At 61.1% G+C, this 25,027-nt stretch carries 27 protein-coding genes and 1 pseudogene; 13 read left to right on the plus strand and 15 right to left on the minus strand.

What is annotated here, in order from left to right; translation table 11 throughout:
• Position 1: 1 nt before the first annotated feature.
• Both ACR0J8_RS02105 and lpdA read left to right on the plus strand, forming a co-directional pair.
• Positions 2–271, plus strand: coding sequence for a hypothetical protein (locus ACR0J8_RS02105; RefSeq protein WP_480888816.1), 270 nt, complete (start codon positions 2–4; stop codon positions 269–271).
• A gap of 74 nt (positions 272–345) precedes the next feature.
• Positions 346–1,734, plus strand: a complete 1,389-nt coding sequence (gene lpdA / locus ACR0J8_RS02110) for a dihydrolipoyl dehydrogenase (RefSeq protein WP_480522875.1) — start codon at positions 346–348, stop codon at positions 1,732–1,734.
• Positions 1,735–1,881: 147 nt separating this feature from the next.
• Here lpdA and ACR0J8_RS02115 read toward each other — a convergent pair whose 3' ends face one another.
• Genes ACR0J8_RS02115 through ACR0J8_RS02130 form a run of 4 tightly spaced genes read right to left on the minus strand, consistent with a single transcriptional unit; the run spans position 1,882 to position 4,787 of the window.
• On the minus strand, positions 1,882–2,487 hold the full coding sequence (locus ACR0J8_RS02115; protein WP_480522874.1) for a pyridoxamine 5'-phosphate oxidase family protein: 606 nt from the start codon (positions 2,485–2,487) through the stop codon (positions 1,882–1,884).
• On the minus strand, positions 2,474–3,214 hold the full coding sequence (locus tag ACR0J8_RS02120) for a lysophospholipid acyltransferase family protein (protein ID WP_480522873.1): 741 nt from the start codon (positions 3,212–3,214) through the stop codon (positions 2,474–2,476). The genes ACR0J8_RS02115 and ACR0J8_RS02120 overlap by 14 nt, the downstream gene beginning before the upstream one ends.
• The gene (locus tag ACR0J8_RS02125; protein ID WP_480522872.1) at positions 3,214–4,113 is read right to left on the minus strand and encodes a cell division protein FtsX; all 900 of its coding nucleotides are present in this window, start codon (positions 4,111–4,113) and stop codon (positions 3,214–3,216) included. Before ACR0J8_RS02125 ends, ACR0J8_RS02120 begins: the two co-directional genes overlap by 1 nt.
• Positions 4,110–4,787, minus strand: a complete 678-nt coding sequence (locus ACR0J8_RS02130) for an ATP-binding cassette domain-containing protein (RefSeq protein ID WP_170679786.1) — start codon at positions 4,785–4,787, stop codon at positions 4,110–4,112. Before ACR0J8_RS02130 ends, ACR0J8_RS02125 begins: the two co-directional genes overlap by 4 nt.
• A 187-nt stretch (positions 4,788–4,974) precedes the next feature.
• Between ACR0J8_RS02130 and ACR0J8_RS02135 the strand changes: the two genes are divergently transcribed.
• Entirely contained in the window at positions 4,975–5,688 is a 714-nt protein-coding gene (locus ACR0J8_RS02135; RefSeq protein WP_480522871.1) for a zinc-ribbon domain-containing protein, read from the plus strand.
• An 18-nt stretch (positions 5,689–5,706) separates the two neighbouring features.
• Here the strand turns inward: ACR0J8_RS02135 and ACR0J8_RS02140 are convergent, their stop codons facing one another.
• The 5 genes from ACR0J8_RS02140 to argH are packed head-to-tail and all read right to left on the minus strand — an operon-like array spanning position 5,707 to position 11,361.
• The gene (locus ACR0J8_RS02140) at positions 5,707–8,253 is read right to left on the minus strand and encodes a TIGR02302 family protein (RefSeq protein ID WP_480888817.1); all 2,547 of its coding nucleotides are present in this window, start codon (positions 8,251–8,253) and stop codon (positions 5,707–5,709) included.
• A 36-nt stretch (positions 8,254–8,289) separates the two neighbouring features.
• On the minus strand, positions 8,290–9,555 hold the full coding sequence (gene lysA / locus ACR0J8_RS02145) for a diaminopimelate decarboxylase (protein WP_480522869.1): 1,266 nt from the start codon (positions 9,553–9,555) through the stop codon (positions 8,290–8,292).
• Positions 9,556–9,610: 55 nt separating this feature from the next.
• Complete coding sequence (locus ACR0J8_RS02150) at positions 9,611–9,760, minus strand: hypothetical protein (RefSeq protein ID WP_170614389.1); 150 nt, start codon at positions 9,758–9,760, stop codon at positions 9,611–9,613.
• 30 nt (positions 9,761–9,790) lie between these two features.
• Complete coding sequence (locus ACR0J8_RS02155) at positions 9,791–9,976, minus strand: argininosuccinate lyase (RefSeq protein WP_480440899.1); 186 nt, start codon at positions 9,974–9,976, stop codon at positions 9,791–9,793.
• The gene (argH, locus tag ACR0J8_RS02160) at positions 9,973–11,361 is read right to left on the minus strand and encodes an argininosuccinate lyase (RefSeq protein WP_480888818.1); all 1,389 of its coding nucleotides are present in this window, start codon (positions 11,359–11,361) and stop codon (positions 9,973–9,975) included. Before argH ends, ACR0J8_RS02155 begins: the two co-directional genes overlap by 4 nt.
• Before the next feature lie 21 nt (positions 11,362–11,382).
• Between argH and ACR0J8_RS02165 the strand changes: the two genes are divergently transcribed.
• From ACR0J8_RS02165 to yddG, 9 genes and pseudogenes are all read left to right on the plus strand, one after another.
• Positions 11,383–11,955 (plus strand): TlpA disulfide reductase family protein, encoded by a 573-nt coding sequence (locus ACR0J8_RS02165; RefSeq protein ID WP_480522867.1) that lies wholly within the window; start codon positions 11,383–11,385, stop codon positions 11,953–11,955.
• 115 nt (positions 11,956–12,070) lie between these two features.
• On the plus strand, positions 12,071–12,400 hold the full coding sequence (locus ACR0J8_RS02170; protein ID WP_480522866.1) for a hypothetical protein: 330 nt from the start codon (positions 12,071–12,073) through the stop codon (positions 12,398–12,400).
• A gap of 59 nt (positions 12,401–12,459) precedes the next feature.
• Positions 12,460–12,846 carry a hypothetical protein gene (locus tag ACR0J8_RS02175; protein WP_480522865.1) on the plus strand — a complete coding sequence of 129 codons (387 nt, stop codon included), beginning with the start codon at positions 12,460–12,462 and terminating at the stop codon, positions 12,844–12,846.
• The gene (locus ACR0J8_RS02180) at positions 12,843–13,814 is read left to right on the plus strand and encodes a sterol desaturase family protein (RefSeq protein ID WP_480888820.1); all 972 of its coding nucleotides are present in this window, start codon (positions 12,843–12,845) and stop codon (positions 13,812–13,814) included. The genes ACR0J8_RS02175 and ACR0J8_RS02180 overlap by 4 nt, the downstream gene beginning before the upstream one ends.
• A 92-nt stretch (positions 13,815–13,906) precedes the next feature.
• A complete protein-coding gene (locus ACR0J8_RS02185; RefSeq protein ID WP_170614382.1) occupies positions 13,907–14,095 on the plus strand; it encodes a hypothetical protein in 189 nt (62 codons plus the stop codon).
• A 114-nt stretch (positions 14,096–14,209) separates the two neighbouring features.
• The gene (locus ACR0J8_RS02190) at positions 14,210–15,043 is read left to right on the plus strand and encodes an EAL domain-containing protein (RefSeq protein ID WP_480522863.1); all 834 of its coding nucleotides are present in this window, start codon (positions 14,210–14,212) and stop codon (positions 15,041–15,043) included.
• A 191-nt stretch (positions 15,044–15,234) separates the two neighbouring features.
• Positions 15,235–16,410: an acetyl-CoA C-acetyltransferase gene (locus ACR0J8_RS02195; protein WP_170679668.1), complete on the plus strand. Its 1,176-nt coding sequence runs from the start codon at positions 15,235–15,237 to the stop codon at positions 16,408–16,410.
• A gap of 187 nt (positions 16,411–16,597) precedes the next feature.
• On the plus strand, positions 16,598–17,320 hold the full coding sequence (gene phbB / locus ACR0J8_RS02200; protein ID WP_170614379.1) for an acetoacetyl-CoA reductase: 723 nt from the start codon (positions 16,598–16,600) through the stop codon (positions 17,318–17,320).
• Between the two features lie 80 nt (positions 17,321–17,400).
• Positions 17,401–18,267: pseudogene (gene yddG / locus ACR0J8_RS02205) on the plus strand (aromatic amino acid exporter YddG).
• 100 nt (positions 18,268–18,367) lie between these two features.
• Here yddG and ACR0J8_RS02210 read toward each other — a convergent pair.
• The 3 genes from ACR0J8_RS02210 to ACR0J8_RS02220 form a co-directional block, all read right to left on the minus strand.
• The gene (locus ACR0J8_RS02210; protein WP_170614377.1) at positions 18,368–18,532 is read right to left on the minus strand and encodes a YdcH family protein; all 165 of its coding nucleotides are present in this window, start codon (positions 18,530–18,532) and stop codon (positions 18,368–18,370) included.
• A gap of 125 nt (positions 18,533–18,657) precedes the next feature.
• On the minus strand, positions 18,658–19,428 hold the full coding sequence (locus tag ACR0J8_RS02215) for a tRNA1(Val) (adenine(37)-N6)-methyltransferase (protein WP_480522860.1): 771 nt from the start codon (positions 19,426–19,428) through the stop codon (positions 18,658–18,660).
• Positions 19,425–19,640: a putative signal transducing protein gene (locus ACR0J8_RS02220; protein ID WP_170614375.1), complete on the minus strand. Its 216-nt coding sequence runs from the start codon at positions 19,638–19,640 to the stop codon at positions 19,425–19,427. Before ACR0J8_RS02220 ends, ACR0J8_RS02215 begins: the two co-directional genes overlap by 4 nt.
• Before the next feature lie 56 nt (positions 19,641–19,696).
• Between ACR0J8_RS02220 and ACR0J8_RS02225 the strand changes: the two genes are divergently transcribed.
• Positions 19,697–20,695: a polyprenyl synthetase family protein gene (locus tag ACR0J8_RS02225; RefSeq protein WP_480888821.1), complete on the plus strand. Its 999-nt coding sequence runs from the start codon at positions 19,697–19,699 to the stop codon at positions 20,693–20,695.
• On the opposite strand, the gene ACR0J8_RS02230 is transcribed toward ACR0J8_RS02225, so the two are convergent.
• The 3 genes from ACR0J8_RS02230 to ACR0J8_RS02240 all read right to left on the minus strand — a co-directional run bounded on the left by ACR0J8_RS02230 (position 20,688) and on the right by ACR0J8_RS02240 (position 24,959).
• Positions 20,688–21,506 (minus strand): 4-(cytidine 5'-diphospho)-2-C-methyl-D-erythritol kinase, encoded by an 819-nt coding sequence (locus ACR0J8_RS02230; protein ID WP_480522858.1) that lies wholly within the window; start codon positions 21,504–21,506, stop codon positions 20,688–20,690. The two genes, ACR0J8_RS02225 and ACR0J8_RS02230, sit on opposite strands and share 8 nt — an antisense overlap.
• Entirely contained in the window at positions 21,496–23,211 is a 1,716-nt protein-coding gene (locus ACR0J8_RS02235) for a tetratricopeptide repeat protein (RefSeq protein ID WP_480888889.1), read from the minus strand. Before ACR0J8_RS02235 ends, ACR0J8_RS02230 begins: the two co-directional genes overlap by 11 nt.
• A gap of 101 nt (positions 23,212–23,312) precedes the next feature.
• Entirely contained in the window at positions 23,313–24,959 is a 1,647-nt protein-coding gene (locus ACR0J8_RS02240; RefSeq protein ID WP_170614371.1) for an electron transfer flavoprotein-ubiquinone oxidoreductase, read from the minus strand.
• Positions 24,960–25,027: the final 68 nt, after the last annotated feature.

Here is a 25,027-nt window from a genome sequence, read left to right on the forward strand (position 1 = left end):
CATGGCGACACATGTACTCTGGCAGGCCGATGTGGCCGATTTCGATGCCTGGCTGAAAGTGTTCCGCGAGGATCTGCCGATGCGCAAGGCCGCGGGCATCCGCGACCTTCATGTCTGGCGGGACCCCGATCAGAAGGATCACGCAATTGCAATGTTCGAGGTGGTGGATCTGAACAAGGCGAAGGATTTTTTCGGATCCGAGGAACTGGCCATGCATCACGAGCGCGGCGGCATTGCCCATATCACGATCAAGCTGTTGGAACCCGTCTAAGGACGAACATGCCCCGACCCGCCGATGCCGGGTCGAGCGGCCACCGGGCGATCCGGTCGAGTTAGGAGAATATTATGGCAAATTATGACGTCATCGTAATCGGCGCCGGACCCGGCGGCTATGTCTGCGCCATCCGCTGCGCTCAGCTGGGGCTGAAAACCGCCGTGGTCGAAGGCCGCGAGACGCTGGGCGGTACCTGTCTGAACGTGGGCTGCATCCCGTCAAAGGCGCTGCTGCATGCCAGCCATCAGCTGCACGAGGCCGAGCATAACTTTGCCAAGATGGGCCTGAAGGGCAAATCTCCATCGGTCGATTGGAAGCAGATGCAAGTCTACAAGGACGAGGTGATCGAGGGCAACACCAAGGGCATCGAGTTCCTGTTCAAGAAGAACAAGATCGACTGGCTGAAGGGATGGGGTTCGATCCCCGCTGCCGGTCAGGTCAAGGTGGGCGATGAGGTGCATGAGGCCAAGAACATCATCATCGCCTCCGGCTCTGAACCGTCTGCTCTGCCGGGTGTCGAGGTCGATGAAAAGGTCGTCGTGACATCGACAGGAGCGCTGTCGCTGGGCAAGATTCCGAAGAAGATGGTCGTCATCGGCGCCGGCGTGATCGGGCTGGAACTGGGCTCGGTCTACGGCCGCCTGGGGGCCGAGGTGACGGTGATCGAATTCCTCAAGGAAATCACGCCGGGCATGGACCCCGAGGTTCAGAAGACCTTTCAGCGCATCCTCAAAAAGCAGGGCCTGAAATTCGTCATGGGGGCGGCAGTCCAGAAGACCGAAGCCACCAAGACCAAAGCCAAGGTGACCTACAAGCTGCTCAAGGACGACAGCGAACACGTGATCGAAGCCGATACCGTGCTGGTCGCCACCGGGCGCAAGCCGTACTCGGATGGATTGGGACTGGACGCTCTCGGTGTTGAGATGACGCCACGCGGCCAGATCAAGGTTGGGGCTGACTGGCAGACCAATGTGCCGGGGATCTATGCCATCGGTGACGTGACCGAAGGCCCGATGCTGGCGCACAAGGCCGAAGACGAAGGCATGGCCGCCGCCGAGCAGGTTGCAGGCAAGCATGGGCACGTCAACTATGGTGTCATTCCCGGCGTGATCTACACCTGGCCCGAGGTGGCCAATGTGGGCGAGACCGAAGCGACCCTCAAGGAACAGGGCCGCGCCTACAAGGTCGGCAAGTTCATGTTCATGGGCAATGGCCGCGCCAAGGCGAATTTTGCTGCCGATGGATTTGTCAAAATCCTCGCCGACAAGGACACGGACCGAATTCTGGGCGCGCATATCATCGGCCCGGCTGCCGGCGATCTGATCCACGAGGTCTGCGTGGCGATGGAATTTGGTGCCTCGGCCGAAGATCTGGCCCTGACCTGCCATGCCCACCCCACCTATTCCGAAGCGGTGCGCGAAGCAGCACTGGCCTGTGGCGACGGTCCGATACACTCGTAGGGATCCACCAGCCTGAACCAAGGGATGCGAGGCTCTGCCTCGCGCTCCGGGATATTTGGGGCCAGATGAAGTTCGGATCCGCTCTTCATCTGGCTGAAAGTATCCCGGGGGAGTCGCGCGGTACGCGCGGCGGGGGCAGAGCCCCCGTTACCACATGGTTTTTGCCGCGCGGGCGCCCCATTCACGATCGTAGTCCGCGCCGCCTTCCTCGCCATCTGACGCTTCGGCCAGCATTTCGCCAATCGTTGGCAGATCGGTGCTCTCGCCCATGCCAGCCCAAGTTCCGGCCCGCATCAGGGCGCGGGCGCATTGGGTGTAGATTTCGTCTATTTCGATGACAATGACGGTTGTCGGGGTCTTTCCGAGTTTTTCAAACCCGTCACGCATTCCGGTATCTGCGGTCAGGCGCGCGGTGCCGTTCAGCCGAACGACGTTGTTCGACCCCGGCACCATAAACATCAGCGAAACGCGCGGGTCGCAGACGATATTGCGCAAGGAATCCAGCCTGTTGTTTCCACGCCAATCCGGAAGCGCCAGAGTTTTGGCGTCAAGCTCCAGCACCACGGGGCCATCATCGCCACGCGGGCTGCCATCGACACCTTCGGGGCCCACCGTGCTGAGAATACAAAGGCGTGAAGCCATGATCCATTTCCGGTAAAGCGGTGTCAGATGGCGCACCACCTTGCGCAAGGACGGCGCGCCGGGTTTGCCATAAAGCGCCTCAAGCGCGGCTATGTCGTCAATGAACTCCATCCGGATCAAACCCCACTTCCCGCATCAAACTGTTCGACCGCGTCTCGATCTCCTGTTCCAGCCGGTCCAGAAATTCGTCCCGGGCCACACCCGGTTCGATCTGATCCAGGAAATCGACAATTGCAAGGCCGGGCTTGCGCATGATCCCGGAGCGGGGCCAGAAAACGCCCGCATTGGTGGCTACCGGAACACATGGGAACCCGAGACCTTCATATAGCACCGCGGTTCCGACCTTGTATGGTTTCTGAACGCCCGGCGCGACACGGGTGCCTTGCGGGTAGATCACCAATTGTCCGGGTTCGGTGAATTCCTTTGCAACGTCCTTGACCATCTTCGCTACGGCCGCGCCCCTTTTGCCGCGGTTGACCGGAATGCACCCCAAGCGGCGGGCATACATGCCAATGATCGGGGTCCACAGAAGCTCTCGTTTCATGATGAACTTGCCGTGGGGGATGGCGCTGAAGATCATGATGATGTCGAGGAAGGACTGGTGCTTGGCGCCGATGACGACTTCGTCATGGGGGGGTGATCCGCGCACCTCGCAGCGGATGCCGACCATCCAGCGGGCCAGCCAAATCGTGCTGCGGGCGTAGGTCTTGCAGGCCTGCAATGCGCCGCGTTTGGTGAACAGGGCATAAGGCGCGAATACAATGCCAAGGATCAACATCCAGGCATAGATTGTGATCATGAAGATCAAAGAGCGAATCCATTGAAAACCTGTTCGCATCAGGAAAGCTCCTTTAGTTTTCTGCGGGCGGCGCTCCAGGTCGCGAAGAACGCAACCGTAGCACCCAGAAGCGGGATGACGGCCGGCAGCAACCATCCTGCCCCCTGAAAGCCGAGCCCGGTCAGAAACCCGCCCGCATCCGAGGTTTCGGGCAGCAGTGACACGCCGATCATTCCAAACAGTGTTCCGATCCCGGCCCCCAGCAGCGCCCGATAGGTAAAGCGGCGAACGAAGGCTCCGGCGATGAAACGGTCGCGGGCACCGACCTGGCGTAGGACCTCGATGATCCGGGCGTTGGCGGCCAACGAGGCATTGGCGGCCAGCGTGATCATGGCGGCGGTTGCACCGCCGATCAGCAGAATGGAAATCCAGCCCAGTCGCCGCACCGACATGGCCGCGTCAACCAGCGGCGCGCGCCAGCGCGTGTGGTCATCCAGAACCGCTCCAGGCACCTCGGCGCTCAGTCGGAGGCGCAGCCCGGCGGCATCCAGCCCCGGTTCGCCTTCGATAATCTCGATCAGTTGCGGCACGGGCAGCGTATCCAGTGGCAGATCGGGTCCGAACCATGGCGATAGCAGAGCGGCCTGTTCCTGATCCGTCAAGGCGCGGGCCGAGGCGACTCCAGGGGTCTGGCCAAGGACGGTCAGGGCGGCTTCGGTCTGGGCCGCAAGCTGTCCTGCAGGGGCGTTGATGCGCAAGGTGGCGGCACCGGCCAGTTCCGACGCCCAGCGATCCGCCACGCGGCCCGAAGCCAGCGACAGGGCCAGCGCAAATACCGCCAGAAATCCCATCGCGCCCGAGACGAACAGGGTCAGATGCGCGGTATACCCTGTGGGCGGAACCACCCGGTCGGCGCGTTTGTCGCGCGACAGCAGGTTGCGGATGGTGCCATTGCTCATAGATCGGCCCCCGCGAGCTGCAGCTTGCGCTGCGAGATCCGCAGAACACGCGCCTGTACCTGGCTTTTGGCGGCGCGGATCAGGCTGAGGTCATGGGTCGCGATCAGCACCGTTTTGCCCATCCGGTTCAGTTCGACCAGCAGGCGCAGCAGGCGCTGCGACATTTCCCAGTCCACATTGCCGGTGGGTTCATCCGCCAGCACCACATCCGGCGACAGGATCACCGCGCGGGCCAGCGCGGCGCGCTGGCGTTCGCCGCCCGACAGTTCCGGCGGATGCGCCTCAAGCCTTGATCCAAGCCCGACCCAGCTCAGCAGTTCTGTCAGATTGTCCTGTTCGGCCGTTTCGGCCCGCCCCGAAACCATCAGCGGCAGGGCCACGTTTTCCGCCAGTGTCATGTGGTCGAGAAACTGGCAATCCTGATGGACCACGCCGATCCGGCGACGCAACAGGGCCATCTGGTCGCGGTCCAGCCGGGCAATATCGCTGTCAAACGCGCTGAGACGACCGGATGTCGGCAACAGAGCGCCGTAGCATAGTTTGAGGAACGTGGTCTTGCCCGCACCCGAAGGACCGGTCAGAAAGTGGAAGGACCCCGGCGGCAGCTGAATCGACACGTCGCTCAGCAGTTCGCCGTCGCCATAGGTGTAGCTGACATTCTCCAGCTCGATCACAAGGTGCGCCCCCAGTTTTTTCTGCCGCTCTTCTTGCCCGAGCGCGGTTGCGGTTTCAATGCCTGCACCGGGTCGATTTGGTGACACTTGACCCGTGAAACCGAAATCGCCCTTTGCTGTTGGGTCTTAACGGAATATGGTTTCTTAAAAAACTACTATCAGGCCGATCAATCGGCCAGGAGGCAGCATGCGTCTTACGTGTCCCAATTGCAGTGCCCAGTATGAAGTTCCGGATGAGGTCATTCCGGAAGAAGGCCGCGACGTTCAGTGTTCCAATTGTGAAGAGACGTGGTTTCAGGCGAAGAACCCGGCTGAAGCAGCCTCTGCGCCCGAACCGGCAGCGCCGGATGCTGCAACCGATGAGGCGCCCGAGCCCGCATCGCCGCCAGCCGACGACTTGAACGAGCCCGCAGAGGCGCAGCCTGCCGAGGCCAAAAGCGGCGTCGACCCCTCTGTCGCCAGCATCCTGAAGGAGGAGGCAGCCCGCGAGGCGGAATTGCGGGCCAAGGAAGGGGGCGGCCTTGAAAGCCAGCCTGATCTTGCGCTGGAACCGGTCGCCAAACCGGCGCCTGCGACGCAATCCGTTCCCGTGGAAACCGCCGCCGATGCGGGGCAGAAAGACGCTTTGCCGGATGTCGAGGCGATCAATTCCAGCCTGCGCAGCGATGAGGTGAACGCGTCCGATACCGACGATCAGCCCGCGCCGCGCAAATCGGGCGGCTTTCTGCGGGGATTCTCACTGATCCTGATCATCGGCGTTCTTCTGTTTCTGGTCTACGGCAACGCGCAGCAGATCAGTGAAGCTGTTCCGCAGGCCGACCCTGTTCTGAAACCCTATGTCTCGCTGGTGGATCAGGCGCGTGTCTGGCTTCAGGCGCAATCCGGGGCGGTTCAGAACTGAGCCGCGCAAAACCAAGCGTCAGAAACGTTCCAGCAAGCGTTTGAGGTATTCCAGCTCGATCTTGGGCCGATCGGATTCACCGGTGCGGCGGCGGATTTCGTCCAGCAGTTCACGCGCGCGGCGATAGACGTCTTCCCCCTGCAACAGGTTGTCGTCGGTCGAGATCGACCCGGCAGCACCCGGGCTGCGGCCCAGCGGGTCACGGTTGTTGGCCTCCATGTCGCCTTCCTGCGAGCCCTGTCCCGGTTGGTTCTGTTGGTTCTGCGCCAGCGCCTCGCCCAGCGAGCGCATGCCCTCGCGCAGGGCCTCCATCGCTTCGGACTGTCGGTCAATGGCTTCGGCCAGATCGTCGCCGCGCAGGGCGTCTTCCGCTTCGTCCATGGCGCGACCGGCGCGGCCCAGCGCCTCGCGCGCCGCTTCACCTTCGGCGGTTCCGGCACCCGGCAAGCCCTGTTCCTGACGTCTGAGTTCCTCGCGCAGGGCCTGCTGGCGGTCTGCAAGCGATCCCTGGCCCTGTTGTCCGCCGCCGGCCTGATCGTCCGAGCCGTCACCCTGACCGCCCTGGCCTTCATGGCTCTGGCCCCGGCCCAGGCCACCGGAACGGCCTTCGTTGCCGCGGCTTTCGCCGGCCTGCGCACCGGGGTTGAACTGTTCCTGTAAATCCCGGAACGCCTGATCGCTGAGGCCCTGCTGTTCGCGCAGGGTTTCCGCAAGCCCTTCCATGGCCTGTTGACCCTCGGACTGTCCGCCCTGCCCCTGTCCTTGGGTCACGCGCATGTTTTCCATCATCTGCTGGAACTCTTCCAGCGCCTGCTGCGCCTCGGCCATGCGGCCCTGTTCCATCAATTCCTGAATACGGTCCATCATCCGCTGCAGATCGTCCTGTGTCATCTGCAGAGACTCGCCATTTGGGCCTGTCTGGTTCTCACCACCTTCACTGTTTTCCTGCGCCAGCCGCTGAAGCTGTCGCATGTAATCCTGCGTGGCTTCGCGCAACTCCTGCATCAGCTCGGCGATTTCCTCGTCACTGGCCCCATTCTTCATCGCCTCCGTCAGGCGCTCCTGCGCGCGGCGCATGCGTTCCAGCGCATCGGCCAGAGTGCCATCTTCGATCAGCACGGCCAGATCCCACAGGGCCTGGGCTATCTCGGCCTGCTGATCCGGCTTCAGGCCATAATCGGTGAACGTCTCCAACCGGCGCAGCACGACCCGAAGCCTCAGATAGGCGGTGTCGGACCGAAACAAATCCTCGGGGCGGTGGGACACGGCGCGCAGAACTTGCGCAATGCGCGGCGCATTGGAACGGGCCCACAACAGGTCACGCCGTTGTTCAATCACCGCGGCAGCCAGCGGGTCGAAGAAACGGCGCGCAGGTAAGGCGGTCTTATAGGGATCGGACCAGGTTTCCTGATCGGCGGCATCCCGTGCCATCAGGGTTATCGTGACCGGTAGGTGCGCCCAGGGATGTTCCGAGAAATCCTCGATCAGGTCTTCCGTGAAATCGGCCCGGTCGCCGGTGATCGGCATGGGCAGTTCAACAGTCACGGCTTCGCGCGGTTCAGGGTCTGCAGTCAGGCCAAAGCGGCGATCAACCGAGGCCAGATCAAGTTCGATCAATGCGGTGCCCGAGACCACGCCATAATCATCGCTTGCCGCAAAGGGCAGTTTCATCTGACCACCCGCCTCGGCTTCGGCCACATCGGTCACCGCAATCTGCGGCGCCGCGTCGGCAAGCAGGTTCAGCGCCCATTCGCGCCCTGCGGGGCCTTCGATCTTCAATTGCCCTGAATGTTCGGCCACGAAATCCTGTTCGGGATTGGTCTCGGCCTCGGCCCCCAAAAGAGACGTGGTCTCGGTCAGGCTATGTGCCCCGACTTCACCATAAAAGCGCAACGTGATGCGGCTGCCCTGTGGAAGCGTCAGATCGGGGCCCGGCTGATCGGCCAGATAGAGCGTCGGCAGACCGGTGTATCTGGGCGGTTCGATCCAGCCTTCCCAGCTTGGCCCCTGCCCCGCTGTCGCGGTACCGGGCGTCATCTCGGCCACGGATCCGATACGCCAGAACGACCCGAACAGGGTTGCGATCACCAGCGCCAGAAGCGCTGCATAGCGCAAGGCAAATGGGTCGCGGTCTGCCAGCCGAAGGTCAGGCTTTACGGGTTCGGCCTGCGCCACCTTTTGTGCCATGCGTTTCTGGTGTGCCTGCCACAGGGCGACCGAGGCCGCGTCCATGGAGCCGATGGCCTGATCGTCCACCAAGGCCTGGATCGGGCGTCCCGGCAGTGTTTCATCCAGCCTCACCAACGCCTCGGCGCGTGTCGGCAGATGGAATCGCCTGACCCCGAACATGAGCGCAGAAAGCAGTCCGATCAGCGCGACACTGCCCGCCGCCCAGACAAATTCGACACTGACAAGATCCTGCAGACCCAACATCAGAGCGGCCAAAATGGCCATCAAAATCGAAAAAAACGGCCAAAACGCGCGCAAAACCCGCTCGGCCAGCATCCCTGCGTGCGTCAGCCACAGGGACAGCCGGGGAATAGGCAGGTTTGATCTGTCGCTCAAGGCGGGCCTCCTGATCAGGCCCGTGCGATCATCGCGTCAGAGCCATGGGGGTATGGTATCGCGGTTTATGATTTCGTCAAAGCTTGGGCGTTCACGAATAACCGCAAATTGATCCCCATGCACCAGAACCTCGGGGATCAGGGGACGGGTATTGTATTCGCTGGCCATCACCGCACAATAGGCCCCGGCGCTGCGGAACGCGACCAGATCACCGGCGTTCAGCGGCGGCATATCGCGCTGCTTGGCAAAGGTATCACCGGTTTCGCAGACCGGGCCCACGATGTCATAGGGTTGCTGTTCGACCCCCGGCGCGGGTTCATGAACGGCGACAATGTCATGATACGCCTCGTACATTGCGGGGCGGATCAGGTCGTTCATGGCGCCGTCAAGGATCAGGAAATCGCGACCCTCGCCGGATTTCACATAGATCACCTTGCTGACCATCAGCCCGGCATTTCCGGCAATCAATCGGCCCGGCTCGATCTCGATCTCGCAACCCAGATGGCCCAGCGTTTTCTTGATCAGTGCACCGTATTCCACCGGCAGTGGTGGTGCGTCATTCGAGCGGGTGTACGGAATGCCGAGGCCACCGCCCAGATCGAGGCGACGAATATCGTGCCCTTCAGACCGCAGCTTTTTGGTCAGCTCCGCCACTTTGGCGTATGCCAGTTCGAACGGCTCAAGCTCGGTCAGTTGTGAGCCGATATGAACGTCGATGCCAATCACCTCCAGCCCGGGCAGGCTGGCAGCATGGGCGTAGACTTCGGAGGCGCGCGCAATCGGGATGCCGAACTTGTTCTCGGACTTGCCGGTCGCGATCTTGGCGTGGGTTTTGGCGTCGACGTCGGGGTTCACCCGCACTGTGATCGGCGCCACAACGCCCAGCTCCAGCGCGACGGCATTGATCACCTCCATCTCGGGCTCGGATTCCACATTGAACTGGCGGATGCCACCGGTCAGTGCGGTGCGAATTTCATCCGCCGTCTTGCCAACGCCCGAAAACACGATCCTGTCGCCCGGCACACCGGCTGCCTTGGCGCGCAGGTATTCCCCGCCCGAGACCACGTCCATTCCCGCACCGGCTTGCGCCAGCGTTTTCAGAATCGCCTGATTGCTGGCCGCCTTCATCGCGTAGCAGACAAGGTGGTCGGTGCCCTCAAGCGCGTCATCGAACAGCTGAAAGTGCCGCAGCAATGTCGCGGTGGAATAGACGTAGAACGGCGTTCCGACCGCGGCTGCAATCTCGGAAATCGGGACATCCTCGGCGTAGAGCGCGCCGTCGCGGTAGAGAAAGTGATCCATGACTGCGCGCTTAGACCAAAAAGGGCATTCGGAGCAAATGATTCCGGCGGAACCCTTATTTTGTCGTCGAAATTCCCACGCGGCCATACCCCGAGATGGAAATGCCCGAACCTCTGGGTTCCGCCGCCGGTTCAGAGCGCGGTTTGTAGTTTGGGTCGCAAGCTGCAAGGGCGGCCAGCGAAAGGATCAGAAGGAAGGTTTTCATCAAGAGTTTTTCGTTCTTTCGTTCGGCCGGTCAGACACCAAAGAACACACCGACGGGGCCGCGCCAGAACCCGACGCCTGCGCCGACGTGAACGCCATTTGATCCGACACCGACACTGGCGCTCATGGTTGGGGTGGTCGGCTCGCCGTCCGCACCGCACCCGGCCAGAGCAACTCCGACCGCGATCAGCATGAGGATGCGCATGACTTGTTTCACACCAGTCCCTTCCATCGCTCGGCCTGGGCGCGGACCTGATCCGGTGCCGTGCCGCCATAGGACTGACGTGAGTTTACCGAATTTTCGACGGTTAGGACAGAATAGACATCATTCGTGATATCGGCATGGACAGACTGCATATCCTCAATGGTCAGATCGGGCAGGTCGCAGCCCTTGCTTTCAGCCATAGCCACAAGCGCGCCGGTGACGTGGTGGGCGTCGCGGAACGGCAGGCCCAGAACGCGCACCAGCCAGTCAGCCAGGTCGGTGGCGGTCGAAAAACCGGAACCGGCGGCTGCGGCAAGACTGTCGCGGTTGGCGGTCATGTCCTTGACCATGCCCTCCATCGCCGCCAGCGCCAGCATCCAGTTGTCGGCGGCATCAAAGACCTGCTCTTTGTCTTCTTGCATGTCCTTGGAATAGGCCAGCGGCAGACCCTTCATCACCATCATCAGAGCAGTGTTGGCCCCGAAAATGCGTCCCACCTTGGCGCGGATCAGTTCCGCCGCATCCGGGTTCTTCTTTTGCGGCATGATCGACGATCCGGTCGAGAACCGGTCGGACAGCGTCACAAACCGGAACTGGGCCGAGGACCAGATTACCAGCTCCTCGGCAAAGCGCGACAGATGCACGGCACAGATCGAGGCGGTCGAAAGGAATTCCAGCGCGAAGTCGCGGTCGCTGACCGCATCCAGCGAGTTCGCCGCGGGGCGGTCAAAACCGAGCGCCTCGGCCGTCATGTGCCGGTCGATCGGGAAAGAAGTGCCCGCAAGCGCGGCGGCACCCAGCGGCGATTCGTTCATCCGGGCTCGGGCGTCGCGCACGCGGGATAGATCGCGGCCAAACATCTCGACATAGGCCATCATGTGGTGACCCCACGTCACTGGCTGCGCGGTTTGCAGATGGGTAAATCCGGGCATGACCCAGTCCGCCCCGGCCTCGGCCTGCGCCAAAAGCGCGCGGATCAGGGCCAGCAACCCGGTTTCCGCCGCGTCCAGCTGATCGCGGACCCAGAGTTTGAAATCGGTTGCCACCTGATCGTTACGGCTGCGGCCCGTGTGCAAACGGCCTGCGGGCTCTCCGATTACTTCCTTCAGGCGCGCTTCGACATTCATGTGGATGTCTTCCAGCGCGGTCGAGAACTCAAACTCACCCCGTTCAATTTCTGACAAAACGGTGAGCAGCCCTTCCCGAATGGCCTGCGCGTCACTATCAGTTATAACGCCCGTGGCAGCCAGCATGGCGGCATGGGCGCGCGAGCCTGCGATGTCCTGGGCTGCCATCCGCTGATCGAACCCGATCGAGGCGTTGATCGCCTCCATGATCGCGTCTGGTCCGGCGGCAAAGCGGCCGCCCCACATCTGGTTCGAGGATTGATCGGTCATGTTGGAAAACCCGGAGTTGATATGCGCCTGTTACGTCTGATCCCCCTTTATATGGCCCTTGCGCTGGGTGCAAATGCGGCTTTGGCCAGTGATGCCGAAACTCTGGCGCCGCTGCGGGACGGCAGCCTGAAACGGCTGATCCTGCACAAGGAACCCAAACCGGCCAAGACCATCGAGTTCCAGTTGGAAGACGACGGCGGGGTCGGCACACTTGAAGATTACGCCGGCAAATATGTGCTGGTGAATTTCTGGGCCACCTGGTGTGCGCCCTGTCGCAAGGAAATGCCCCAGATTGCAGAGTTGCAGGAAGAATTTGGCGGCGACAAATTTCAGGTTCTCACCCTGGCCACCGGTCGAAACACCCCTGCCGGGATCAAGAAGTTCTTCGACGAGAACGGAATCGTCAACCTTCCGCGCCATCAGGACCCCAGCCAGGCCGCCGCGCGTGAATTCGGCATCATCGCCTTGCCGATCACCGTCATCCTGAACCCCGAGGGACAGGAAATCGCGCGCCTGATCGGGGATGCGGAATGGAACTCGGACAGCGCCAAGGCGATCATCGCGGCGCTGGTCGGCACAGAGGGTGAAAGCTGAAAAAGACCATCGGTACAATCCGGTAATGTAGGCCCGTCCATTTCAATCTCGTGATATACTGTACCCGCCCCTCCTGTTGGGCGGGGCAGTTTGCGTTTTGGGAATGGAGGTGACGATGAGACCTGTGGTTTTGCTGATTGGACGCTTGCCGAATGTGATCGGGGATGTCGCGCAGCAACTGGATCACCTGCCGATTCAATGGCTGGGTGCACATGACCCTGAGGAGGTGCGGCGGCAACTGGACGCCGAACCCCGGATCGCATGCGCCATCATGGGTGCGGGGCTGGATGACAAGGTACGGGGTGAAATGGTTGGCATTATCGCCTCCCGCCGTCCGGATATCTGCATTCACCTGAAAGACCGCACATCGGGTCCCGAAGGTTTGGTTCCGTTCGTCCGGCGCGTGGTGCAGCATGAAATCCTGGAAAGTCTGGAAAAAGGCTGACGCGACGCCACCTTTGACAGTCCGTTATCCGCCTTGCAACTTGTCGGCGGGAGGACGGAATGCCGCTTGAAATCCTGCTGGTTCTGGTGGTCGGCGGTATCGCCGGAATTACCCTGTTGCTGCATGCGACGGGCAAATCCCGTTTGCGCCTGCTGACATCGGACACGGCGCGGTCGGAATGGCTGCGACATGCCCCGGAGGACTACATCATTGATGTCATGATTGCCCATGACGGCCATACGGCGCTGATCCGCACGGACGCTGGCAAGGGGCTTTTGTGGTCGTTCGGTGCGGATACCGTGGCGCGGCATTTGCTTGATTTCGACTGGATGGACCATCCCAAAGGCATCGAGGTTCAGTTTCATGATTTCAGCACCCCACGCGTAATCCTCAGCCTTGATGACAGCGAACGCCAGCACTGGCGTCTGATGATGGACCCTTCATGACCGACCAATTGAGCTTTCCCGACGCCGTGCAATGGGCCGTCCCGTTCTTCATCGCCGCCATTCTGGCCGAGTTCCTGTGGATCGCCATCAAGGGCCGCGGTGGGCGGTATGAGACGCGCGACGCAGTGACCTCGCTGGTCATGGGCGCGGGCAACATCGCCTCGGGCTTTATGCTGGGCTTCATCGCATACGCCTTTTTCATGTGGCTGTGGCGGATCACGCCGCTGGACCTTGGCACCTCGATCCCGGTGATTATCCTGTGCTTCGTGCTGGATGACCTGCGCTATTACTGGGTGCACCGGTTCGGCCACCGCATCCGCTGGGTCTGGGCCAGCCATGTGAACCATCACAGTTCGCAGCATTACAACCTGACCACGGCGCTGCGGCAGACCTGGACCTATACGTTCACCTTCATGATGGTGGTGCGCGCGCCGCTGATCCTGCTGGGGTTCCACCCCGCGATGGTGCTGTTCGTCGGCGGGCTGAACCTGATCTATCAGTTCTGGATTCACACCGAAGCCATCAGCAAAATGCCGCGTTGGTTCGAGGCGGTGATGAACACGCCCAGCCATCACCGCGCGCATCATGGCCGCAATGCGCGTTACCTGGATTGCAACTATGCCGGTGTCTTCATCATCTGGGACAAGATGTTCGGTACTTTTGTACCGGAACAGGATGATGACCGAGTCGACTATGGGCTGGTGCATAATATCGGCACGTTTAACCCGCTGCGCGTGGCCTTTCACGAATGGGTCGGCATCTGGCGCGACACGACGCAGCCCGGGCTGACATGGCCGCAGCGCCTGGCCTATTGCTTTGCGCCGCCGGGCTACAGCCATGACGGAAGCCGGAAGAATTCTGAGCAGATCAAGGCCAGCCATCTGGCCCGACATCCCGAAGATCGCGGAACGCCCGGATTTGAACATCTCGAGGAATTTCTGCCCGCAAAACAGGCGGAACAATCCTGAGCGCAACGACTACCTTACGCTGAATACTTGAAATTATTGGCCCGGGCTTCATATTAGAACGATGTTTTGATTTAGCGTGCCCGGAGGCCATTATGTCTCGTACAACGACCCTTTATACTGTTTTTGGCCTGACCGGCCTTGTCCTTGCCATGCTGACAGCCATTGGCGGAGGACCTTCGGTATTCCTGGGTTTGGGCTTTGCAATGATGACGCTGGGCCTTCTTGGGGCCCTGATCGGCGCAGCAACCACATTGCGCCAGACCAGCCGATCGGCCAAGTGATCCCCGGCACATAGCAGCTTTTACGCTTCTGTCTCGATTAACGTCAGATTCACTTCTTTGCTCTGATATGGGCATCAGACCCCTATCAATTTTACGCAAGGGTTGGGCGTGCCCATGCGGGACAGGAAACTGGCTGATCTGCCGGAAGGCGCGGACAATCCGCTGAACGCGGCGGTGGCTTCGCGCGATTTGTCGACGGTGCAAATGGCGACGGAGGCGGTGAAACACAAGCAATGCAAGCTGGCCTTTCAGCCGGTCATGCAGGCCAATGCCCCCCACGGCGTGGCGTTCTACGAAGGGTTTATCCGGGTGCTGGACGAAACCGGGCGGGTCATTCCCGCGCGCGAGTTCATGCCCGAGGTTGAAAACACGCCAATCGGGCGCGAGCTGGACTGTGTCGCGCTTGAAATGGGTTTGCGCACCCTGACGCGCAATCCGGGGATCCGACTGTCGATCAACATGTCGGCCCGCTCGATCGGTTACGCCCGCTGGTCGCGTATTCTTGAGCGGTTCATGAAAAATGACCCCGCTCTGGGTGAACGCCTGATCCTGGAAATCTCGGAAAGTTCGGCGATGCAGGTACCGGAACTGGTGGTCGATTTCATGGATCGTCTGCAGGCCCGCGGCATCGCCTTTGCGCTGGACGATTTTGGCGCCAGCAACTTTAGCTTTCGCCACTTTCGCGAGTTTCTGTTCGACGCGGCCAAGATCGACGGACAATTCGTGCGTGGTGTCAGCACGAACCCCGACAATCAGGCGCTGGTCAGAGCCCTGATCGCGGTTGCCTGCGAATTCGAAATCCTCGTGACCGCCGAATCGGTCGAAACCAAGCAGGATGCCGAGTTTCTGGTGGCCAGCGGTGTCGATTGCCTGCAGGGCTTTCTGTTCGGCGCGCCTTCGGTCAAACCGACGTGGAAAGCGGAAAAGACACAGGAGACAGGGACTTAACACCTGCCGCAACACATTTCAGCCTACGACCTGCCGCCCTGAGACAAGCTGCCCGTTGCTGCGCGTGCAGCATTGCGATATCCAAATGGTGCTGGAGCGGGGATCACGGGGCGCTCTTGATTGCAGGGGGATCCTCTACGATCTGCGCCGTCACATTTCCCACAGGACCATGACGGTAAAGGATTAATCGAATGACCAACGTAGTAATCGCATCCGCCGCACGTACCGGTGTCGGCAGCTTTGGCGGCTCGTTTGCCAACACCCCCGCCCACGATCTTGGGGCCGCTGTGCTTGAGGCCGTTGTCGAACGCGCGGGAATCGACAAAAGCGAGGTTAGCGAAACCATCATGGGCCAGGTTCTGACCGCCGCTCAGGGCCAGAACCCCGCGCGCCAGGCGCACATCAATGCCGGCCTGCCGCAAGAAAGCGCGGCCTGGGGCATAAACCAGGTCTGTGGCTCGGGCCTGCGTGCCGTTGCTCTGGGCGCACAGCACATCCAGCTGGGCGATGCCGACATCGTCGCCGCCGGCGGCCAGGAAAACATGACCCTTTCGCCCCATGCTGCCGCCCTGCGCGCCGGTCACAAGATGGGCGACATGAAATACATCGACACGATGATCCGCGATGGTCTGTGGGATGCCTTCAACGGTTATCACATGGGTCAGACCGCTGAAAACGTCGCCGAGAAGTGGCAGATCAGCCGCGACATGCAGGACGAATTCGCCGTTGCCTCGCAGAACAAGGCCGAGGCCGCGCAGAAGGCCGGCAAGTTCGCCGACGAGATCACGCCGTTCACCATCAAGACCCGCAAGGGCGACATCGTGATGGACAGCGACGAATACATCCGTCACGGCGCGACCATGGAAGCCATGGCCAAGCTGCGCCCTGCCTTCACCAAGGACGGTTCTGTCACCGCGGCAAACGCCTCGGGCCTGAACGACGGCGCGGCCGCAACCCTGCTGATGTCTGCTGAAAACGCCGAAAAGCGCGGGATCGAGCCGCTGGCCCGTATCGCATCCTACGCCACTGCCGGTCTGGACCCGTCGATCATGGGCGTGGGCCCGATCTACGCGTCGCGCAAGGCGCTGGAGAAAGCCGGCTGGTCGGTAGACGATCTGGATCTGGTCGAGGCGAACGAAGCCTTTGCCGCGCAGGCCTGCGCCGTGAACAAGGACATGGGCTGGGACCCGTCGATCGTGAACGTGAACGGCGGCGCGATTGCCATCGGCCACCCGATCGGTGCCTCGGGCTGCCGTGTTCTGAACACGCTGCTGTTCGAAATGAAGCGCCGCGACGCGAAGAAGGGTCTGGCAACCCTGTGCATCGGCGGCGGCATGGGTGTCGCCCTGTGCGTGGAGCGCGACTAAGTGCGTTGAGAACCAAATAGAAAAGGGCGTCCCACGGACGCCCTTTTTTGTTACAATCAAGCCTTACACCGTAGCTGCGACAATTTCGCTGAGCAGAAAAGCAAAGACCTGAACGAAACGATATTGCGCACCAATCTCTCTCAGAGTAACAGAATTACCAAGCCGACTAAATTTGGAGGACTCCTAAATGGCACGTACAGCACTCGTAACCGGCGGCTCCCGCGGCATCGGCGCAGCAATTTCCAAGGCGCTCAAGGCCGAAGGGTACAACGTTGCAGCCACCTATGCGGGGAATGACGAAGCCGCCGCGAAATTCACTGAGGAAACCGGTATCGCCACCTATAAGTGGAACGTCGCCGACTATGACGAGTCCAAGGCGGGTATCGAAAAGGTCGAGGCCGAAGTTGGCCCGATCGACATCGTTGTGGCAAATGCCGGCATCACCAAAGACGCCCCTTTCCACAAGATGACGCCTGAGCAGTGGCATCAGGTGATCGACACTAACCTGACCGGCGTGTTCAACACCGTGCACCCGGTCTGGCCCGGCATGCGCGAGCGTAAGTTTGGCCGCGTGATCGTCATCAGCTCGATCAATGGACAGAAGGGCCAGTTCGCGCAGGTGAACTATGCCGCAACCAAAGCGGGCGATCTGGGCATTGTGAAATCGCTGGCGCAGGAAGGTGCACGTGCGGGCATCACCGCCAACGCCATCTGCCCGGGCTACATTGCCACTGAGATGGTGATGGCTGTTCCTGAAAAAGTCCGCGAATCGATCATCGGTCAGATCCCGGCCGGTCGTTTGGGTGAGCCCGAGGAAATCGCGCGCTGCGTGGCGTTCCTGGCATCGGACGATTCCCAGTTCATCAACGGCTCGACCATCTCGGCCAACGGTGCGCAGTTCTTCGTCTGATCAAGAGCGATTGCAATTTTGAACGGGCCGGTCCAAATGGGCCGGCCCTGTCAATTTCAGATTCCCGAAGAGGCTGCCCCATGACCAGAATGCGCGCAACGGCCATTGGTTTTATTGCTGTGCTGCTGTGGTCCCTGCTGGCCCTGTTCACGGTCGGCTCGACACCGACACCACCGTTGCTGCTGAACGCCGTCTGCTTTTCAATCGGCGGCACCCTGGGCCTGATCTGGACCTGGGCCACCGGCGGAATGCAACAACTTGGGCGCGTACCCTGGACAACCTAACTGTTCGGAACGCTGGGTCTGTTCGGCTATCACGCCCTGTATTTCTCGGCACTGAGGATGGCCCCCGCGGCCGAGGCGGGTCTGATCGCCTATCTCTGGCCTTTGCTGATCGTGCTGCTGTCGGGGCTGTTGCCCGGCGAGCGGTTGCGCATCGGGCATCTGATTGGTGCCTGCTTCGGTTTCGCGGGCGCGGCGCTGATCATTGCCGGTGGCGGCAGCACCGGGTTTCAGGTGCAACACCTGCCCGGATATGCGCTGGCACTGATGTGCGCGTTGACCTGGTCGGGCTATTCCGTTCTGTCCCGGCGTCTGGGCGATACACCCACCAGTTCGGTTGCCGTTTTCTGCATGGCCGCGGCAATTGCCTCGGGCGCGCTGCATCTTGCCGTGGAAGAAACGCTCTGGCCCGCGACCGCATTCGGCTGGGCATCGATCCTTGCCCTGGGTCTGGGACCAGTCGGGCTGGCGTTTTATGTTTGGGATATCGGGGTCAAGCGGGGCGACATTCAGATACTGGGCACCGCGTCCTATGCGGCACCATTGCTGTCTACGCTTGCGCTGGTTCTGGCCGGGATCGCCGCCCCGTCCTGGGGTCTGGCGGTCGCGGCGCTGTTGATCACCGGCGGGGCCACAATTGCGGCGCGGGCCAGTCTGAAGTCCTAGTTCGCCCTGCCCTGAACTTGCATCGCCAATAACCTGTCGCGCCTTTGGTGCTTTCGGGACATTGGCGATACAGAGTGATTCAGGTCAGGTGCTGGACGCTTTAATTGGACAGGCGTTCGATCTCTTCCTTCAGCTTGAGCTTCTGCTTTTTGAGCTGCGCAATATGGAGATCATCAATTCCTGGCGAGCGTTGGGCTTTTTCCACTTCGAGACCGAGACTTTCGTGTTTTTTCTTCAGTTCCGTCAGATGTGCGCTCACGCTCATGGCGATCCTCCTTAGTTGGATGTCTGAGTATTACATGGGAAGTTGACCACATCGTTTCCAGCCTGTCACGCCGCAGACGCACAGAATCTGTCACAAATCCGACAAATTCGGCCGGTCACCGCCTATCAATCCGAAAATCCGGGCAGCGCGGCCCCGTTCCGCAGCACCGAAGTTACCTGGGGCGTATAGCTCTCACCGTCCCTCTCGTGCCGTGCGCCTTGGTGCAGGATCAGCGGGGAATGGAGCTGGAAGGCAGCGCGCCCCTCTTTCCGCGCGCGCAGAATGACCAGTTCGGCGTTTCGGGTCGCGCGCGGCGTCAGCGGCAGGACCTCGACTGAACCCAGTCTGCCGGCACAGGCCGACAACATGTCCGGCAGGCGTTCGGCCTTTTGGATCATGTGCAGATAGCCGCGCGGGGCAAGTCGCCTGGCGGCCACGCCGATCCAGTCCGACAGCGGTGTCTGCTCGCCCAGCGCCACCTGTCGCCCCGGATCCTGCGCCGGGCTGTGTGCGCCGGGGCGGTAATAGGGCGGGTTGGCGATAATGTGATCGAACTGTCTTTGCCTCAGATCATCGGGCAGATCGGTCAGGTTTGCCTGTATCACTTCCAGCGGCACATCGTTCTCTGCGGCGTTGCGCCGCGCCAGATCGGCGTAGGCGGGTTGCAATTCGACCCCCGTCAGGTGCAGGCCCGGCACGCGGGCGGCAAGGCAGAGGATGGCGGCGCCTGCCCCGCAGCCAAGCTCCAGCACGGTTTGGCCTGCCGTGGCTGGAACCGAGGCCGCCAGCAGAACCGGGTCAACACCTGCGCGATAGCCAGACAAAGGCTGCCACAGCCGCACGCGTCCGCCGAGGAACTCGTTGCAGCTCAGCTCGCTGTCGGAGAACCCGCTCATCGGCCTAAGGGGATGTCGTTGTCACGCATTACCCGTTCGGCGCGGATCAGGTCGTCGGCGCGCACCATCAGGCGGCGGGGGAAAATTCCTATACCGCCTTCGAGGATGCTCATATTTACGTCCATCTGAAAGCAGTCTATATCCTCGCCTTCAAGGAGAGCGGATGCAAAGGCCAGGATTGTCGGATCGGTGCTGCGCAATAGTTCTTCCATGGGGATGGATGTAAGGGCAAGGAGCGGCGGAAGTCGAGCCTTGTATCAGGAGTGTGATGAACGTCAGCACAATCTCGAAACCACATGAACGGCTGGCCGACATTCTGGCCGGTGAAATGGATGCGGTAAACCATCTGATCCGCACGCGCATGGCGTCGGAACACGCCCCCCGTATCCCCGAAGTGACCGCTCATCTGGTTGAGGCGGGCGGCAAGCGTCTGCGCCCCATGCTGACTCTGGCCGCAGCCCGTCTGTTTGGCTATTCAGGCGACCACCATGTGCGTCTGGCCGCGACGGTCGAGTTCATTCATACCGCCACGCTTCTGCATGACGACGTTGTGGACGAAAGCGCCCAGCGGCGCGGGCGGCCCACGGCAAACCTGCTGTGGGACAACAAATCCAGTGTTCTGGTTGGCGATTACCTGTTTTCCCGCAGTTTCCAGCTGATGGTGGATACCGGGTCGTTGCGCGTTCTGGACATTCTGGCAAACGCTTCGGCCACGATTGCCGAGGGTGAAGTGTTGCAGATGACGGCAGCCACCGACCTGGGCACCCACGAGGACATTTATCTGCAGGTGGTGCGCGGAAAGACGGCCGCGCTGTTTTCGGCTGCAACCGAGGTAGGCGGCGTGATTGCCGGTGCATCGGAAGAGCAGGTGAAAGCGTTGTTCAACTATGGCGACGCGCTTGGCATTGCCTTTCAGATCGCCGATGACCTGCTGGACTATCAGGGCGACAGCAAGGCAACCGGCAAGAATGTCGGCGATGATTTCCGCGAGCGCAAGCTGACCCTGCCGGTGATCAAGGCCGTGGCACAAGCCACTGCCGATGAACACGCCTTCTGGGAACGCACGATTGGCAAAGGCCGCCAGCAGGACGGCGATCTGGATCATGCACTGAGCTTGATGAACAAATACGGCACGCTGGAGGCCACCCGTTCTGATGCCATCGCCTGGGCTGCCAAGGCCAAAACCGCGCTGGAGTTGCTGCCCGATCACGAGATCCGGTCGCTGCTGCGCGATCTGGCCGATTACGTGGTCGCGCGCCTCAACTAAGCTGCGTTGCGCGACACCACCATTCGGAATGGGCCGCGCCGATCTCATAGGCCGCGAAATGCGCGGCCTTCATGGACGGGTAAAGCCCGAAACAGGTCGAGCCCGAGCCGGACATTCGCGACAGAAGAACACCGCGAGAGGCGTCGAGCTCATCCAGAACCCGCCCGATCTGAGGCGCAATGCCCATGGCTGGTACCTGCAGATCGTTGCGCTGGCCTTTCAGCCACGCGGCGCAGTCTTCCGCCGTTTCAAATGCAGGGATATCCTCGGGCATGGCCGGGTTGTCGCGCGTTTCCATCGCCTTGAACACGGAACCGGTCGGTACCCCGACGCAAGGGTTGACCAGAACCGCATAAAGCGGCGGCAAGGAAACTGGCTTGATCTGTTCGCCTATGCCCCGCATTCGCGCGGCTTTCGCCATCAAACAGACCGGAATATCAGCACCCAGTGACACCGGGTTCGGCGGCTTTCCGTTGCCCGATCCGGCGAGCACACGCAATGTCGCAGCCGCATCCGAAGACCCGCCGCCGATACCGCCCCCATGGGGCAACGACTTGTTCAGGGTAATTCGGCCTGTCCAGCCAACTGCATCCGCCGCCTGCCAAACCAGATTACGCTGATCGGATGGAACACCCCGGGCATGTTCACCGGTGACGTCTATGGAAAGGTCCGGGCCGGGCTCGAACGTCAGGTGGTCACCGATATCTGCGAACACGACCAGAGAATCCAGCAGGTGATAGCCATCTTCGCGCTGGCCGGTCACATGCAGGGTCAGGTTGATCTTGGCGGGGGCAAATGCCTCAGCCTTCATTGGCAACCTGAAGCGGCTCTGCGCCTTCTTCCGCCAGAACCGCGTCCAACCCGATCTCGAGCTTGCGCCGGATACGATCGGGATCGGCCTCACCATCGGTGTCGTCGGGGTCGATGAAGGACAGGGCGCGTTTCCACTGGAACTCGGCCTCGCGGTCGCGTCCAACGGCCCAGTAGACGTCGCCCAGATGATCATTGACCACCGGGTCGACCGGCATCAGTTCGATGGCGCGTTCCATATGCTCAACGGCTTCTTCATAGCGGCCGAGCCGGAACAGAACCCAGCCGAGGCTATCCACGATATAACCGCTGTCCGGGCGCGTGGCGACGGCGCGTTCGATCATTTCAAGCGCCTCGTCCAGCTTTTCGCGCCTTTCGACCAGCGAGTAGCCGAGGTAATTCAGCACTTGCGGCTGATCCGGGTTCAGTTCAAGCGCGCGGCGGAAATCCGCCTCGGCCTGATCCCAGTTCTTGAGACGCTCATGCGAAATTCCGCGGGCATAATGCAGAAACCAGCTGCCGCCCGCCCCGGTTTCGGTCAGCTCGATCGCCCGGTCGTAGGACGGCACGGCGGCGGCATAGTTTTCGTCCCGGCGCAACAAATCGGCCAGTGCCACATGAACGGACGGCAGGTTAGGGCGTTGTGCCGCCAGGTTCTGCAGAACTTCCGCTGCAGCGTCTTTCTTGCCTGCGCGCCCCAGAACCTCGGCCCGGCCCAGTTCGGCAACGTGAAAATCGGCGCTGTCGGAAGGCACTGTCCGATAGGCCGCAACTGCAAGATCAAACTGTTCCAGATCGTCCAGCAGCTCTGCCCCCAGCAAAATCGCGTCGACGTGATCGGGGCGCAGAAAGGTCGCCACACGTGTGTAGAGCAGAACATAGTTCTGTGCCGCTTCGCCATTCAGTGCCGCGCCAACCGAAAAGAAAACCTCGGCCATGCCGTCCCGCACCGAACCTATATGTGTGAAAGGCAGGGTTTCGCCGTCGGTCAGACGCGTCTCGTAGCCTTCGATGGTCGGGTCGCTGCCTATGGAAAACACTTCGTCCAGAAATGCCAGCGCATCGGCATTGCGGTCCAGTTGCGACAGGACCTCGGCCCGGGCAAGTGCAGCGCGGCGGCTGAAGCGGGCAATGGTTCCGTTGTTTTCGGCAAAAATTGCCTCAGCCCCTTCGAAATCGCCCACGGACGCAAGGGCCATTGCCTTATGATACAGCGAAAACTCCCTCAGACCGTCCTGCGTGGAAACCTTGTCAAACTGCTCCATCGCTTTGGTCATGGCGCCCTGCGCCATGTAGGTCCAGGCAATCATTAGCCCGTCAACCAGCGGCCCGACGCCTTGCGTTTCCGGATCAAGCGCCAGAAACGCGTCATATTTTTCGTCTGCCACCAAAGTCGCCGACAGCACCATGCGCGCGGCCTGGCTTGGCAAGTCGTTGTCCACGATTTTCTGCGCGACGGGCAGGGCCCGCTGGATCTCGCCCAGCGCGAGACGGGCCACGACCACGCTTTCCAACAGGTGCAGGTTTTCCGGATCAAAGCGCAGGGCCTGCGAGTAGTATTTCTCGGCCGCCGTATAGTCGCTTTCATAGATCGCCTGACGACCCGCAAGATACGCCCCGGCGCCAGTATCGGCCAAAACCGGAACGGCAATAGGGGAAGAAAGCACTGCAGCCAATGCCACGCGTCGAACCAGGGAAATCACCAGAATTCTGCCTCGCTATCGTTATCTGAACGACAAGCTAGGGCTTTGGCCCCTGAGAGGCAATGGCAGAGCCTTCACGACGCCGCCATTGCCCGGGTTTTCGCTTACATGTTTGGATAGTTCGGCCCGTCGCCGCCCTGCGGTGTGGTCCAGGTGATATTCTGGCTGGGATCCTTGATGTCGCAGGTCTTGCAGTGGACGCAGTTCTGGAAGTTGATCACGAATCGCGGACCGTTTTCATCCTCGACCATCTCGTAGACGCCCGCCGGGCAGTAGCGCTGCGCCGGTTCGTCGAACCTGGGCAGGTTGACCTTGACCGGGATCTCGGGGTCGGCCAGGCGCAGGTGGCAGGGCTGGCTTTCCTCGTGATTGGTGGCCGCGAAGGAAACGTTGGTCAAACGATCGAACGACAGCGTTCCGTCAGGTTTGGGATAGTCGATCGGCTTGTGCTTGCTGGCATCTTCGGTCGATTCCGCGTCGTTCTTGCCATGACCCAGAGTACCCAGTAACGAGAAGCCCAGCGTGTTGGTCCACATGTCCATGCCGCCCAGCACCAGCGAAGCAGTCAGGCCGTATTTCGACCAAAGCGGCTTGACGTTGCGCACCTTCTTGAGGTCGCTGCCGATTGCGCCTTCGCGCACGTCGGCCTCGTAGGCGGTCAGTTCGTCGCCCGAGCGGTCGGCTTTGATGGCGTCATAAGCAGCCTCGGCTGCGGCCTTGCCCGACAGCATCGCGTTGTGGTTGCCCTTGATGCGCGGCACGTTGACCATGCCCGCAGAACAGCCCAGCAGCGCCACGCCGGGTGCGACCAGTTTCGGCATCGACTGAAGGCCGCCTTCGGTGATCGCGCGGGCGCCGTAGGCCACGCGCTTGCCGCCTTTCAGCAGTTCGGCGACCATCGGGTGATGCTTGAAGCGCTGGAATTCCATGTAAGGATACAGGTGCGGGTTCTTGTAGTTCAGGTGCACCACGAAACCGACATAGACCTGATTGTTTTCAAGATGATAGATGAACGACCCGCCACCTGCGTTGCTGCCCAGCGGCCAGCCCATGGTGTGCGTGACCGAGCCTTCCTTGTGCTTGGCCGGGTCGATCTCCCAGATCTCTTTCATGCCGACGCCGTATTTCTGCGGTTCTTTACCGGCCGACAGGTCGTACTTGGCGATGACTTCCTTGGACAGTGAACCGCGGACACCTTCGGACAGGAAGACGTATTTGCCGTGCAGTTCCATGCCCGGTTCGGTGTTCGGACCATAGGAACCATCCGCTTCCAGACCAAAGACACCGGCCACCACGCCTTTGACTTCGCCATTGTCGCCGTAAACCAGTTCAGAACACGCCATGCCCGGGAAGATCTCAACGCCCAGCTCTTCGGCCTGTTCCGCCATCCAGCGGCAGACATTGCCCATCGACACGATGTAGTTGCCATGGTTGTTCATCAGCGGTGGCATCGGGAAGTTGGGGATGCGGATCTTGCCCGCCTCCCCCAGCATGTAGAAATTGTCTTCGTGCACAGGCACGTTCAGCGGCGCGCCCTTTTCCTTCCAGTCGGGGATCAGCGCATCCAGACCGCACGGATCCAGTACCGCACCCGACAGGATATGCGCGCCCACTTCCGAGCCCTTTTCCAGAACAACGACGTTCAGGTCGGCATCCAGCTGTTTCAGACGAATGGCCGCCGACAGGCCCGCGGGGCCTGCGCCCACGATCACCACATCGTATTCCATCGCTTCGCGTTCAATCTCGGCCATCGCGGGCTCCTTAGCTAACTTTCGGAATTGGCGCTTTCACTGCGTGGTCTGCGCAATTTTGTTTCACG

Source organism: Ruegeria sp. N11 (assembly GCF_056531525.1).